This is a genomic window from Micromonospora sp. NPDC048986 (assembly GCF_040649335.1).
Lineage (GTDB): Bacteria > Actinomycetota > Actinomycetes > Mycobacteriales > Micromonosporaceae > Micromonospora > Micromonospora alfalfae.
In genome coordinates, this window is record NZ_JBEZFJ010000002.1 from 113,230 (window position 1) to 127,053 (window position 13,824).

Consider the following 13,824-nt stretch of genomic DNA (forward strand, 5'->3'; position numbering starts at 1 on the left):
AGCGTATGTTGTATACGATGACCGCCGCAAGACCTCAGTGAATGGCCCGCCAGGCACCCCGGGCACCCTGAACAGGCCCGGTCGGTGATCAGCTCGCGGGCCGGGTCCGGCCGCCCCGAACCAGGCTGAGCAGGACGACCAGCGCGAGCACCGCCACCACCGCGCTGAAGACCTCGCCGGCCGGGCGCAGCCCGATCGTCTGGATCAGCAGACCAACCCCGACCGCCGGCACACCGAGCATGGCGAACAGGATGGCGAAGAACGTCGACACCGTCTCGGCCCGGTGCCGCGGTTCGGTCTTCATCGTGATCGTCGCGATGCCGTCGCCGACCGCCACCCCGGACGCGACCCCGATGATCGCCGCGCTGAGCAGCAGCGTCGCCAGCAACGCCACCCACATGCTGAACGCCAGCAGGCCCGCTCCCACCACCAGACCGACGCAGGCGCTGGCCAGCGCGGCGCGCGAGGACAACACCCGGGTCAGCAGCTGACCGAACGCCGCGCCGGTGAACGCCACGAACACCACGAGCGCGGCCAGGGTGTGTGAGGTCTCGTGCAGGACCATGCCGAGGAACAGCCCGCTCACCGACGTGAGCACCCCGAGGGCGGCGAAGCCCGCGCCAGCGGTGATCGCCGAGCGGACGAAGGCGCCGCGGATGCTCGCCGGCACGTACAACCGCTGCACCCGCACCGTCACCGGCGAACGTTCCCGGACCGTCTCCGGCACCCCGCGCAGCGCAACGATCGCGATCAACGCCAGGATCAGCACGATCACCCAGGGCAGCCGCAGCGGTTCGGGTGCCACGTCCGACACGATCCCGGACAGCAGGGTGCCGGTGGCCAGGCCGCCCAGGTTCGCGAAGATCGACACAGTGGCGGCACGCTTCGGGTGCCGAGGGTCGATCAGCTCCGCCAACGCCGCTGTCGCCGTGCCGATGATCAGCGCGGCCGACAGCCCGGCGAGGATCCGACCCACGATGATCATCGCCAGGTCCACGGCGGCGAGGAACACGGCGTCGGCGGCGACCGAGAGCAGCAGCGCGATGAGGATGACCGGGCGTCGACCGATCTGATCGGAGAGCCGACCGAAGACCAGCAGCCCGACGACCACTCCCAGCGCGTACAGCGCGTAGACCACTGTCACCGTCAACGACGCGAAGCCGAACTCCTCCTCGTAGAGCGGGTAGAGCGGCGTCGGCACCGTGGTGCCCACGAGCGTGATCCAGAACGCGAACGCCACCCGCACCGCGCCGGACGTCGACCGAGGCGTCGCGCCCCCGGCGCGGCTCGCGTCGGACATGACCAGTCTCCCCGGGATCGGACCCCTGCCTGCGCGCCGCCGACTCCCGCACCCTCACCGTCGCGGCTCCCTGCCCGCGTACAGCATGGGTCTCGACCTTGGCGGAGATGCGGTAACAGCCCGAAACGACCAGATCAGGTGGCCGCGCGCTCAGCCCAGGGCTCGGCCGGACAGGGCTGCACGCAGCGCCGGCCCGAACACCCGCCGGACGTCGACCGGTGAGAGCCCACCGATCGAACGGATCGGGTTCAGGTAGCGCGTGAAGATCAGCCCACCGAGCACGCCGACAGCGGCGGTGGCGCGTCGCGTGGCGTCGGGCCCGCCGAGAAATTCAGCGACGCGGAGGCGTAGCTCACCGTCCAGGTAGTCCCGCAGGGCGCGCATCGTGTCGTCATCCCGCACCGCCATCCGGCTCTGCACCGGCCCGGTGGCGTCCCACAGGCCGGTGACGGAGTCGAGCAGGCGGTCGGCCAGTTGGTCCCGGTCGCCCCGCAGAGCCTGGTCGAGCGCTGTGGGATCGACGCACAGCAGGTTCAGTGACTGACTGAAGAGGCCCTGCTTGGAGCCGAAGTGGTAATTGATCAACGCCGGGTCGACGCCAGCGGCGGCGGCGATGGCCCGAACCGTCGTGCCCGGATAACCGTGCTTCAGGAACAGCTCGCGGGCGGCCTCGGCGATGCGGGCCTTGGTGTCGGGGTTGCCGCGGGGCCGACCCCGCGTTTTATTCAACACGGTTGAATAATGCTCTCCCCCGCTGGCACGGTCAACGCCGTCAACCCCCAGCGAGGAGCGAACACATGCGCACTGTCGTCTTCGGCGCCACCGGCCCCACCGGCCGTCAGATCACCGGGCAGGCCCTGGCCGCCGGCCACGAGGTCGTCGCGGTCACCCGCCGCCCGCACGCCGTACCACCCCGCCCCGGCCTCACAGTGGTCAACGCGGACGTCGCGGACCCCGACGCCGTCGACCGGGCCGTGGCCGGCGGCGACGCCGTCCTGTCCAGCCTGGGCGTCCCCCTCACCCGAAGGCCGATCACCGTCTACTCCCGGGGCAACGCGAACATCATGGCCGCCATGCACCGCCACGGGATCAAGCGCCTGATCACCGTCAGCTCCAGCGTGCTGGACCCCACCTGGCGCCCGACCGGCGAGTTCTTCTTCAACAACGTGCTCGACCCGCTGTTCAACCGCAGGGCAGGCCGCACCGCGCACGAGGACATGCGGCGGATGGAGTCCCTCGTGCGCGACAGCGACCTGGACTGGACCATCACCCGGCCGTCCGGGTTGTTCGACCACCCGACCGTCACCCGCTACGAGGTGGCGCAGGACGTCGCGGACGGCCTGTTCACGGCGCGCGCGGACCTGGCGGCGAGCATGGTGGCGCAGCTGACCGATGACCGGTACGTCCGGCGGGCGATGGCGGTGATCACCACCGAGGTGAGGCCGAGCATCGCCGGTCTGATCTGGCGCGAAGCCGTCACGAAGAAGAAGTGACCCTCCCCGCCGGTGGGGACGCGGTGGGAAGCGGCCGGCACCGCGCCGCTTCCCACCGCGTACTCCTAGGAGTTGTACGCCTGCGCGGTCACCGTGACCTGGCGGGCGAGGCCCGACCGGGCGGGCCAGGAGATCCGCACCTCGCGGCTCTCCCCCGGCAGCAGCCAGAAGTAGTTGTCGTCGTAGCGGGCCGGCAGGACCCGCTCACCGCGCTGGTCGCGCACGGCGAGCCGCACCAGGGCGGCGACCGTACGACCCTGGTTGCGGACCGTCGTGGTGACGGTGTTGCGCCCGTCCACGACGCGCACGGTGCTCGACGACGTCGACAGTCGGGTGCTCGGCACATCGTTGAGCGCCCGCAACTGCTCGGCCTTGTCGTAGCGCCAGTAGGTGTTCTCCGCCAGCAGCCGGTCCCGGCCGTCCCGCAGCTCCAGTCGCACCAGGTGCAGCCCGCCGCCGTCCGGCGCGGCGAGCGCAAAGGCCGCCGTGGTGGCCGAGCGGGCCACGTCCACCCGCTGCCGCTGGGGCGAACCCAACGACCTGCCGCTCAGGTCGTGGCGTCGGGCGCTCACGGTGACCCCGCTGAGCGGCGCGGCGGTGTGGTTGACCACCCGAACCTGCCAGGTGCCCGGGTCGGCCTGGACGTGCACCGGCTCGCACCCCTTGCGGGCGCCGTAGTAGGCGCCGTTCACGTCGAGGTCGTAGTCGTAGGTCTGCCAGACCGTGCTGTGCCACGCCGGGTGCGACATCCACAGCAGCAGACCGGTGGCGTCCTGCCACAGGTTCGCGTTCCACGCCTCGAACATCGCGCGGTGGCTCTCGTAGTTGACGAACTGCGCCCGGGTGGCGAACTCGTCGAGCGACGCGGACTCACCGAGCCGCGCGTCGATCGCCGCCTGGTACGTGCCGACACGCTGGTTACCGATGGTCGACCAGTCGTGGTAGTTCCACACCTCACCGATCGGCCACTGCGGCGCGTCACCCACGAGGTTGCGCATGCTCTCGACCACCGACACCACCGGCATGCCGATCTCGGTGTGGAAACCGAACGCGCCAGTGTCGTAGGTGTTCCTGTTGTTGTACGTCGCCGGCTCCACCCAGTGGTACGGGCCGTGGCCGCTGACGATGCCGCCGGCCGAGTTGGGGATGTAGAGGATCTCCGGGTGCTCGGTGGCCGCTGCCTGCTTGAGCCCGGCGTCCACGATCGGCGGCGGGTCACCCTCGTTCGCGCCACACCACACCACGATGCTCGGGTGGTGGCGGAACCGCCGGATCGTGTCGGCGGCGATGTCGACGTAGCCGGGCGGGTTGGGCAGGAACGCGCCCGCCTGCCAGAAGTCGTTCCACACCAGGATGCCCTGCTCGTCGCAGGCCTGGTACAGCTCCTCGCGGTTGCTGCTGCCGAGCCAGTTGCGGATCATCGTGAAGTTCATGTCACGGTGCATCTCGACGGTGTCGGCCAGTCGGTCGGGCAGCACCCGACGCAGCAGCTCGTCCCAGCCCCAGTTGCCGCCCCGGGCGAGCACCGGCACACCGTTCACGCTGATCTTGAGTTGGGTGACGGCATTGCTGACCGACTTCACGTCGGTCCACCGCTGCCCGTCGTTCGAGACCTGGATGACGAAGTCGCGGGCGTACGCCTGCTCCCAGACGATGCTGACCTGGTCGAAGCTGACCGGAGCGCCGAGGTCCACCTGGATCCACTGGTTGTCCTCGAACGTCGACGACCAGCGGGTGCGGGGGTTGCCGTCGACGGCCCGGTCCGGGCCGTTCGAGTCGCTGTCGGACGACGACGCGGTGGCCGTCCGGCCCAGGGCCAGGTCGAGGTCCGGCTCGGCCTGCCGCTGCACGGAGAGCGCCCACATGGACACGCCCCACGAGGTCACCCGCGCGCCGGTCTGGATGCGCAGGTGCTGGGCGGTCTGGCTGGCGAACGTCTCGACCTGGGTGGCGCGGCTGCCCAGCGGGGTGTCGTTGCTGACCGACGTCACGTCGGTCCAGGCGTCCCCGTCGGCGGAGACCTGGACGCGGTAGTCCAGCGCGTACGCCTGCTCCCACACGATGGTGACCCGGTCGAAGTCGACAGCCGCGCCGAGGTCGACCTGGATCCACTGGTTGTCCTCGGTCTGCGAGGCCCAGCGGGTCGTCGCGTCGCCGTCCACGGCCTTGCCGGGCCCGTTGCCGTCGTTCTCCGAGGACGACGCGCTGGCGTCGCGGCGCAGGGCGAGATCCGGGCCGGCGCCGTCGGCCACCGACAGCGAGAACATCGAGATTCCCCAACCGGTGGCGCGCTGGCCGGCCTGGATGCGCACGTGCTGGGCGTGCTGCCGGTCGAACGTGACGCTCTGGGTGGCCGCGCCGTCGACGAACTCCAGCGGGGGCTTTCCGGGCGGCGAGATGACGATCGGCTGGTGCCAGTCGTAGGCGAACTCGCGGACACCGAAGCGCAGCGCGCGCCGGTCGCTGACCGAGCGCTTCACGGTGGCGGTGAGCGTGAGGTCGTACAGGTGGGGGTCGCCGTAGCCGTTGGGCCACCAGAGCCGGGGGTTGCGCAGCCGCAGCGCGCGGAAGCGCTCCGGTGTGAAGGTGACTGTGGTGCTTCCGCCGGCGGGGACTGTCACTGTGGACTCGACGCGTACCTTGTCGAACTCCGCGCGGACGGTGACAGTGGTGGCGCTGGCCGCCGCGTTGCGGACCGGCACCCGGATGGTGACCTCGGCGGTGTCGGTGCCGGGCAGGTCGGGCAGCGTGGTCTGCACGTGCGGGTCGCCGATGACCACGGCGCCGGTGCTGCGCAGGCGGACGTGGTCCCAGAGGCCGGTGACCCGGTCACGGACGGCCGGCATCCAGTCCCACCCGGACACCGCCAGGTAGGTCGGTGCGTCAAGGTAGTGGTGGGCCGACTGGAGGAAGGTACGACCGTCGGGGCCCTTGTCGCCGGGGGTGCCCGGGTGCGGCATCGGGGTGACCCGGACGGCGAGGACGTGCTCGCCACGGTGACCGGCCAACGCGTCGGTGATGTCGAAGGCAGCCCGCGCGAACGGGTGCTTGACGTTGCCGACCTGCACGCCGTTGACCCAGGCGGTCGCCTCGTGGTTGATCCCGTCGAACTCCAGCCAGATCCGTCGACCGGCCGAGGTGTCCAGGTCGCGCGGCAGCCGCAGCGCGCGCCGGTACCACCAGGTGTGCCGGGACAGCGCCTCCGGGATGCGCATGTTGTTGAAGCCGGCCACCGGGTCGGGCAGGTGGCCCTGCTCGACCAGGGTGCCCAGCACGGTGCCGGGCACCGTCGCCGGCAGCCAGGACCGGACGTCGACGCCGGCCCGGGAGAGTTCGGCGCCGTCGGCGGTGCCGGCGAAGTCGTCCATCGTCAACGACCAGCCCGACTCCAGCGGCACCGTGCCGTCGGCGGCGACCCTCAGCTCGGGGGCCGGGCCGGTGTTGCCACCTTCCCAACTGGTCCAGCCCTCGGCCTTCGGCCGGCCCGCCAGGGGTACGCCGTAGACCTGGAAGCCGTTGAGGCCCACCGGGTTGCTGTTCGAGCGCTTCGTGGCGGTCATCCGGATCCACCGGGCGGTGACCGGCTCGGGAAGCTTGATGGTCTGCGTGCCGCCCTGGCCGTCGCTGGTCTCGTACACCGACCGCCAGGCACTGCCGTCGGTGGAGACCTCGATCCGGTACGCCGTGGCGGCGCTGGAGAGGATCTCGTCACCGTCGGTGTCGGTGTAGTTGCCGTCGAACGGCCCGTCGGTGAGGGTCGCCTCGAAGACCAGGGAGACGGCCTCGATCCGGCACAGCGCCTGGAGGTCCACCGAGATCCACTGTGGATCGCCGTTGGCGGCGCGCCATCCGCTCCCCCGGACGCCGACCTGCGGCAGGCCGTCCACGGCGAAGGTGGCCGGCGTCGGCGCGTAGTCGGTCGAGGAGACCGTCACCGGGCGGTACCGGGCAAGGTCGGTGGCGGTGGCGGTCGGTGCCGGATCGGCGGCGAACGCGAGGGCGTCCGGGAGGGCCGCGGTCACCCCTACCGACGCCAGCAGCGTCGCGCTGGCGGAGAGGAAGGTACGCCGTGAGATCGGCGATGGCTCGGACATCTTGCCTCCAGAGATGACAACGTTGTCAGATGGCGGGGGTCTGTGACAACGTTGTCAGATGGTGGCCCGATGTTTCCCGAGAGTCAAGGTCCCGAGTCCATCGTGATTCCCTGAACACGTTCCGCGACTGTTCCACTTCGGACATCGACGCGCGGGAGTCGTCACTCCGGCCGCGCACTCAGCCCGTCCAGGGCGACAGTGAGCACGTGATCGCGCTGGTCGGCGCGGGGGAAGTGCCCGGAGGCGATGGCGCTGGCCAGGCGCATGACGTCGTCGATCGTCACGTCGGCGCGCACCTCGCCGGCCCGCTGGGCCCGATCCAGCAGCGGCCCACCGGCGGCGTAGAGCGCCCGCCGACACTCCAGGTAGGCGGTGGACTCCCGGTTCAGGCCGGCGGCCAGGGGTTGTTTCGCCCCGATGTACTCCACGAAGCGCCGCAGCCACGCGTACAGGCCGTCGCGGGGGGCGAGCCCCTCGGCCTCCCCGGCGGTCGCACACACCGCCTCGACCTCGGTGACGTAGACGTTCTCGATCAGCACCTCCCGGGTCGGGAAGTTGCGGTAGAGCGTCGCGATGCCCACTCCGGCCCGGCGGGCGATCTCCTCCAGCGGAGCCTGCGCGCCCTGCTCGGCGAAGGCGACCCGGGCAGCCTCCAGGATCGCGTCGTAGTTGCGGGCGGCGTCGGCCCGGTGCGGGCGGGCCACGCGCAGGTGGGTGAGGGCCGTCACGATGCCGATGTCTCCCAGCGCTAGCAACCGGAGGCCGACTATCACTAGAGTGATAGTGCGCCTCCATTTATTCGGAGGTCTCCTATCAGTCTAGCCCGAAAGAAGGCGGACCATGTCCCCGACTCCCGCTTCCCGACGCGGGATCGCCCTGGCGCTCATCCTCGGCTCGCAGCTGATGATGACGCTGGACACCTCGATCATCACGACCGCGTTGCCGCACGTGCAGCGGCAGTTCGGCTTCTCCCAGTCCGGGCTCTCCTGGGTGCAGAACGCCTACGTTCTGGCGTTCGGCGGCCTGCTCCTGCTCGGCGCCCGAGCCGGTGACCTGCTCGGCCGCCGCCGCGTCTTCCTCGCCGGGATCACGGTGTTCACCGCGGCGTCCCTCGCCGCCGGCCTCGCCCAGAGCGGCAGCTGGCTGATCACCGCCCGCGTCGTGCAGGGTCTGGCCGCCGCGTTCGCGGTGCCCTCCACGCTCGCGCTGCTGGTCGCCGACCACCCCCAACCAGGGGCCCGAGCCAGGGTGATCGCCCTTTACAGCGCGGTCATCGGCGCCGGCGGCAGCGTCGGCATCGTCATCGGCGGCGTCTTCACCGACCTGCTCTCCTGGCGCTGGGGAATGCTCGTCAACGTTCCGATCGGCATCGCCATCGCGCTGCTCGCCCCACGGTTCCTGGTCGAGACCGAACGCCGCGCCGGCACGTTCGACCTCGGCGGGGCGCTGACCTCCACTGGCGGCATGACCGCCCTGGTGTACGGCTTCATCCAGGCCGCCGCGGCCGGTTGGAGCGCACCGGGCACCGTTGTCCCGTTGGGCCTCGGCGCCATCCTCCTGAGCGCCTTCGCGCTGATCGAACACCGGGCAGCGCAGCCGATCACCCCACTGCGACTCTTCCGCAGCCTGGAGCGCTCCGGGGCGTACGCCGGGCGGATCCTCATCGTCGGCGCGACCTTCTCCACCTTCTACTTCCTCAGCCAGTACCTCCAGGAGGTCCTGCACCTCAGCGCCCTCCAGACCGGCTTCGCGTACGTGCCCATCACCGGCATGTTCTTCGCCATGGTGTACGCCATCCGGCCCCTGCAGAACCGGCTCGGCCGGCCTGTCCTGCTGGTGGCGTCCCTCGTTGTCGCGCTGGTCGGCATGGCGTGGCTGTCGCGGATCTCGACCGGCTCCAGCTACTTCCCGGACGTGCTGCTGCCCCTGCTGGTGATCGGAATCGGCCAGGGCCTCGCCATCATCCTGATGACCCAGGGCGGCGTCGCCGGAGTCGAACCGCACGACGCCGGTGCCGCGTCCGGCCTCGTCAACGTCGCCCACCAACTCGGTGGCTCACTCGGCATCGCGATCCTCACCATCGCGTACACCCGTGCCAGCTCCGCCACCGACCCGACGGCGGGCTTCCACGCGGCCTTCACCGGCGCGGACGTCTTCTTCCTGATCGCCCTGGCCCTCGCGGTCGTCGTGGCCGTCGCGGGCCGCCGCGCCAACCGGCCGGCCGCCCTCCCGGTCACCTGACCGCCCGCAGCGCCTGGGCCGCGCGGGCTGTGGCGCGGGCTGCGGGGCCCAGGGCTGCCCGGCCCCGGGCTGCCGGGCTGGGCTGTGGGGCGGGGCTGCCGGGCAGGGCTGCCGGGCAGGGCTGCCGGGCAGGGCTGCCGGGCTGGGCTGCCGGGCTGGGCTGCCGGGCTGGGCTGCCGGGCGGGGCTGCCGGGCTGGGCTGCGGGGCGGGGCTGCGGGGCTGTAGGGCTGGTGCGCTGCCTTTGGAGCTGATGCCGCAAACGAATCAGACCGAATGCCCGCCGCTTCCGCCTCCCGGCTGCAAACCCGCAGTCGGCAGCGCCGCCCGTCGGTGATGTCGCAAACGATTCAGCTCCAAAGGAGCCGACCAACACTCCCGCACCCCGCGACGCCGGGGCGGATCGGAGGGCACGGCGGCGGATCGCGTTGATCCGGCGAGCCGTGACTGCCGGAGGGTGAGCGAGGCGTCCACCCGTACCCGTGATCGTGACGGCACCGCCGACGGCCGGGAGGTGCCGCGGCGCCCGGCGACCACCTGGCCCGGTGACGACCGCACGGACCGCGTGGTCAGCTCGCCGGCCCGGTCTCGCGGCGGCCGGGGTCCCGAGGGTGGTACTCGGGGCGGAGCTTCGCGCTCGCGAACGCCGACTTCACCGCCGCCGAGAGCGCGGTGATGTCGTACGCGCCGTGGTGCCGCCGGCCGTTGATGAAGAAGGTCGGGGTGCCGGTGACGCCGCTGAGGTCGGCGGAGTCGACGTCCTCGGCGATCCGGTCCACGCCCATCCGCTTCACCATGTGCTCCCGGAACCCGTCCAGGTTCAGGCCGAGCTGTTCGGCGTAACCGAGCACGTCGGTGGGGTTGAGCGCGTCCTGGTGGGCGAGCAGCAGGTCGTGCATCTCCCAGAACGCGCCCTGCTCCCCCGCCGCCTCGGCCGCCTCGGCGGCGAGTTGGGCATGCGGGTGAACATCGGTGAGCGGCAGGTGCCGCCAGACGTAGCGGACGTTGGCGAAGTCCGCCAGCAGCTCCCGGACCACCGGCTCGGCCTGCCCGCAGTAGGGGCACTCGAAGTCGCCGTACTCGACCACAGTCACCGGCGCCTCAAGCGACCCCCGCATGTGGTCGCGATCCCCGTCGACCGGCAGCATCAGGTCGACGATCCCCTCGGTGACGCCCAACAGCGCGCGGGTCCGCCGCGCCGGCGAGAGCCGTCCGACGGAGCGGAACACCAGCCAGGTGACGAGTGACGCGCCGAGCGTCGCCACGAGGATGCCGAACTTCGCCTCGTCGAGGGCAGGGCCGCTCAGGGCATGGGTGGCGATCAGGAGCGCGACGGTGAACCCGATGCCGGAGATCGTGCCGACGCCCACGACGGCAACCCAACCCACTGGCGGCCGGAACCGGTTGCCGCTGAGCCGGGTCACCAACCACGCGGTGGCCACGATCCCGGCCGGCTTGCCGACGACGTACGCGACCACGACCCCGAGCGTGACCGGAGAGGTCACGGCCCTGGCCAGCAGGTCGCCGTCGATCACGATGCCGACGTTGGCCAGCGCGAAGAGTGGCACCACCACGTAGCTCGCCCACGGGTGGTAGAGCGTCTGCAACCGTTCGTTCGGCGACAGCGCCGAAGTGAGGCCCGCCCGGGCCATCCGGGCGAGTTGCGGGGTGGGTTGTTCCCGGAAGAGGCGAAACTGGTCGCTGGCCCGCTGCAGGTCGCCTCGGCCGGGAGCGTAGGCGTAGCTCAGCAACCCCATCACCAGGCCCACCGCGACCGGGTCGACACCGGACATCGAGACGGCGAGCCAGGCCGCCACCCCGAGCAGCGCGTAGACCGGGCCGAACCGCACCCCGCAGCCCCGGACGAGCAGTACGACGCCGAAGATCGCCGCCGCGACGATCAGCGCCGTCAGCGAGGGGTGATGCGGGTACGCGATGGCCAGCACCGCGATCGCCACCACATCGTCGACGACGGAGACGGTCAGCAGGAAACCCCGCAGCCGTTCCGAGAAGCGTGGCCCGAATACGGCCAGCGCGCCAAGCGCGAGCGCCGTGTCGGTGGCCATCACCGCGCCCCAGCCCGCCGCCGTGGTGTGCCCGGCGTTGATGGCGAGGTAGATCGCGATCGGCACCAGCATGCCGCCGACCCCGGCCAGCATCGGCAACGCCAGGCGACGCCGCTCCCGCAGCTCACCGATGTCGAACTCGCGGCGCAACTCCAGCCCCGCGACCAGGAAGAAGAACGTCATCAGGCCGCTGTTGATCCAGGTACGCCCGTCATGCTCCACCTGCCAGTCGCCGAGCCGGACCGACAAGGAGGTGTTCCAGACCGACTCGTACGACGATGCGCTGAGGTTCGCCCAGACGAGAGCCGCCACAGCGGCGATCAGCACCACCCGCGCGCCGCCGGTCTCGGTACGCAGGAACGAGCGCAGCGGGGCGTTGAACCGCCTGTCCCAGACGGTCCGGCTGGTCCAGCCCCGGGGCGTGTTGTCGCTCGTCACGGGGACAATCTTCGTCGACCTGACCGTCACGTGGTTCGGATTGAGACTCCTCGGCGAAGACGACACTCCTGTGGCCGCTTCGCTGCACCTGGTGCAAGGTCCTTGGCGTTCCCCCCGTGGGCATGCACGCAGGGCGACCGGTTGGTAGCGTGCCGGTGATGTCGCGCCGGTTGCCGCCGGCGGTGGTCCCCTGGGGAGGGTCGACATGTGGGCGGACGACGCTGCGCTCGACGCGGCGGAGCGCCGACTCGACGAGTGGGAGTCATCGCTCGCCGAGCGGGCCGAACGCGCGAAAACGCTGTCGGCGACGATGCGCGAATTGACCGGCACCGCACACAACGCCGACCGGACTGTCGATGTCACAGTCGACTCGGCCGGCCTGCTGATCGACCTACGGCTCGACGAGCGCGTCCGGCAACAATCCGCCGTGCACACCGCCCGACAGATCCTAGAGACCACCACCGCCGCGCGCGCCGACCTGCTCCGACAGGTCAGCGACGCGGCCACACAGTCATTGGGCGACGACCCGAGCACCCAGGCCATCGTCGACTCGTACCGCAGCCGGCTTCTCCCCGACCAGGGATCGAAGGATGCCCGGCGGTGACGGCATCCAGGTCGACCCGGACGACCTGACCGCCCACGCCGCACGCCTCGATCGCTGCGCCAGCAGCCTCGACACCGCCCAGCAGGCGGGCCAACACGTCCGATTGGGCACCGACGCCTACGGGCAGCTCTGCGCGATGATGCCGGTGCTGCTCGACGGCCTGCAACGAACCCTTGTCGACGGCATCGGCGGCGCCGCCGCGTCGGTGCGGGACACCGCCGGCAGGCTGCGGGTCGGCGCGGACCGGTACCGAGAGTCCGACGCCCACGCCAAGCACCTGCTCGACGGAGTGCGGCAGCGACCGTGACGGCCAACCCGCTCGTCGCCGCCGCTGTGGACACCCCGCCCAGCGCCTGGGCGGGCGTGTGGATCTGCGAGGACATCGAACTCATCGCCCAGGGCGTCCGCACCGGCAGTTGGATCGACGGCAGCCTCGGCGTCGTGAGTGCCAGCCTGGACGCTCTCGCGTTCGTCTCCGACCCGGTCGGCGCCCTGCTCCAGTACGGGATCGCCTGGCTCATCGAACACGTCAAGCCACTCAGCGAGGCGCTGGACTGGCTCGCCGGCGACCCGGCGCAGATCACCGCGCACGCCCAGACCTGGCGCAACGTCGCCGGCTCCCTCCGCGACGACGCCGCCGAACTGGCACGCGCCGTCCGCACCGACGTCGCCGGCTGGGGCGGCAGTGCCGGACCCGCCTACCGAGCCTGGGCCAACGAACAACACCAGGCCATCACCGGGCTCGCCCAGGGCGCCGACACCATGGCCGCGATCACCGAAGGCGCCGCCGGCCTGGTCGCCGCCGTCCGGCTCCTGGTCCGCGACGCCATCGCCACCTGCGTGTCCCGCATCATCGTGTACGCGGGCGAACTCCTCATCACCGGCGGGCTTGCCGCGCCGCTGGTCGTGGAGCAGGTCACGACCCTGGTGGCGTCGTGGGGTGCGCGGATCGCGCGGTTGTTGCGCGGGCTGCTGGCCAGCCTGCGACGGCTGATTCCGGAGATGCGCCGGCTCGGCGACCTCATCGAGAAACTCAAGCAGGCCCTGGGGCGACTTCGCGACAAGCCGCACCCGCGCCCAGGGAGCGCAGGAGATGAAGCGCGAGGCATTCATGGCGGCCACACCACACGACCTCGTGATCTCGCAGACTACGCAGGGCAGGACCGCTGGGCGGAGGAGGCGTACGAGGCGATCCGCCAGCAGGCCGACGCCGACGTCATAGCTGACCACGTCGGAGACGCGCCCCGCCTGGACGGTTCCCGAGGTTTCTCTCGGGAGGAAATCGAGCAGGTCCGCCGGCATGTCTTCTTCGACGCCCACCCGATGGATGACTATGCGGGCGGGGTCATCCATCAACGATACGATCCGAGCCCGCCCATGGCTGAGGCATGGCTGCGTTTGCGACGCGGTAGCCCGTTGCCCGAGGATTACGCACTACTGGAGCACGAGTTGGCAGAATTGCAGTACTACCGCGCGCACCCGCAGGCGGCATACCGGGAAGCACATCTTGCCGCCAACCAGGTGTCCGATTGGGAGGCGTCCATACCCGGGCCGACCTACGAGGACTACTCGAACATTGGAGGCTAGGGA

10 protein-coding genes are annotated in these 13,824 nt (G+C 71.0%); 5 read left to right on the top strand and 5 right to left on the bottom strand.

Annotated features, from left to right (window positions below; translation table 11 throughout):
* Nucleotides 1–88: 88 nt before the first annotated feature.
* Together AB0B94_RS05595 and AB0B94_RS05600 are read right to left on the bottom strand one after the other, a co-directional pair.
* A complete protein-coding gene (locus AB0B94_RS05595) occupies nucleotides 89–1,300 on the bottom strand; it encodes an MFS transporter (protein WP_357268638.1) in 1,212 nt (403 codons plus the stop codon).
* 150 nt (nucleotides 1,301–1,450) lie between these two features.
* Nucleotides 1,451–2,032, bottom strand: a complete 582-nt coding sequence (locus AB0B94_RS05600) for a TetR family transcriptional regulator (protein ID WP_357268641.1) — start codon at nucleotides 2,030–2,032, stop codon at nucleotides 1,451–1,453.
* A 65-nt stretch (nucleotides 2,033–2,097) separates the two neighbouring features.
* Between AB0B94_RS05600 and AB0B94_RS05605 the strand changes: the two genes are divergently transcribed.
* Complete coding sequence (locus AB0B94_RS05605; protein WP_357268644.1) at nucleotides 2,098–2,793, top strand: NAD(P)H-binding protein; 696 nt, start codon at nucleotides 2,098–2,100, stop codon at nucleotides 2,791–2,793.
* Between the two features lie 65 nt (nucleotides 2,794–2,858).
* Here the strand turns inward: AB0B94_RS05605 and AB0B94_RS05610 are convergent, their stop codons facing one another.
* Together AB0B94_RS05610 and AB0B94_RS05615 are read right to left on the bottom strand one after the other, a co-directional pair.
* Nucleotides 2,859–6,887, bottom strand: coding sequence for a discoidin domain-containing protein (locus AB0B94_RS05610; protein WP_357268647.1), 4,029 nt, complete (start codon nucleotides 6,885–6,887; stop codon nucleotides 2,859–2,861).
* 161 nt (nucleotides 6,888–7,048) lie between these two features.
* A complete protein-coding gene (locus AB0B94_RS05615) occupies nucleotides 7,049–7,615 on the bottom strand; it encodes a helix-turn-helix domain-containing protein (RefSeq protein ID WP_357268650.1) in 567 nt (188 codons plus the stop codon).
* 112 nt (nucleotides 7,616–7,727) lie between these two features.
* Between AB0B94_RS05615 and AB0B94_RS05620 the strand changes: the two genes are divergently transcribed.
* Nucleotides 7,728–9,128, top strand: coding sequence for an MFS transporter (locus AB0B94_RS05620; RefSeq protein WP_357268653.1), 1,401 nt, complete (start codon nucleotides 7,728–7,730; stop codon nucleotides 9,126–9,128).
* Nucleotides 9,129–9,695: 567 nt separating this feature from the next.
* Here AB0B94_RS05620 and AB0B94_RS05625 read toward each other — a convergent pair.
* A complete protein-coding gene (locus AB0B94_RS05625) occupies nucleotides 9,696–11,630 on the bottom strand; it encodes a Na+/H+ antiporter NhaA (protein WP_357268656.1) in 1,935 nt (644 codons plus the stop codon).
* Nucleotides 11,631–11,835: 205 nt separating this feature from the next.
* On the opposite strand from AB0B94_RS05625, the gene AB0B94_RS05630 reads away from it, so the two are divergent.
* From AB0B94_RS05630 to AB0B94_RS05640, 3 genes are read left to right on the top strand one after another with little or no spacing between them, the layout of a single operon-like run.
* Nucleotides 11,836–12,234, top strand: coding sequence for a YbaB/EbfC family DNA-binding protein (locus AB0B94_RS05630; RefSeq protein ID WP_357268659.1), 399 nt, complete (start codon nucleotides 11,836–11,838; stop codon nucleotides 12,232–12,234).
* Complete coding sequence (locus tag AB0B94_RS05635) at nucleotides 12,221–12,541, top strand: type VII secretion target (protein WP_357268662.1); 321 nt, start codon at nucleotides 12,221–12,223, stop codon at nucleotides 12,539–12,541. Before AB0B94_RS05630 ends, AB0B94_RS05635 begins: the two co-directional genes overlap by 14 nt.
* Nucleotides 12,538–13,821, top strand: coding sequence for a WXG100 family type VII secretion target (locus tag AB0B94_RS05640; RefSeq protein ID WP_357268665.1), 1,284 nt, complete (start codon nucleotides 12,538–12,540; stop codon nucleotides 13,819–13,821). Before AB0B94_RS05635 ends, AB0B94_RS05640 begins: the two co-directional genes overlap by 4 nt.
* The last annotated feature ends 3 nt before the right edge of the window (nucleotides 13,822–13,824 follow it).

Coding starts and splice junctions, on each gene's coding strand:
- AB0B94_RS05595 (WP_357268638.1), bottom strand. CDS start 1,300: ATGTCCGACGCGAGCCGCGCCGGGGGCGCGACGCCTCGGTCGACGTCC.
- AB0B94_RS05605 (WP_357268644.1), top strand. CDS start 2,098: ATGCGCACTGTCGTCTTCGGCGCCACCGGCCCCACCGGCCGTCAGATC.
- AB0B94_RS05610 (WP_357268647.1), bottom strand. CDS start 6,887: ATGTCCGAGCCATCGCCGATCTCACGGCGTACCTTCCTCTCCGCCAGC.
- AB0B94_RS05620 (WP_357268653.1), top strand. CDS start 7,728: ATGTCCCCGACTCCCGCTTCCCGACGCGGGATCGCCCTGGCGCTCATC.
- AB0B94_RS05630 (WP_357268659.1), top strand. CDS start 11,836: ATGTGGGCGGACGACGCTGCGCTCGACGCGGCGGAGCGCCGACTCGAC.
- AB0B94_RS05635 (WP_357268662.1), top strand. CDS start 12,221: ATGCCCGGCGGTGACGGCATCCAGGTCGACCCGGACGACCTGACCGCC.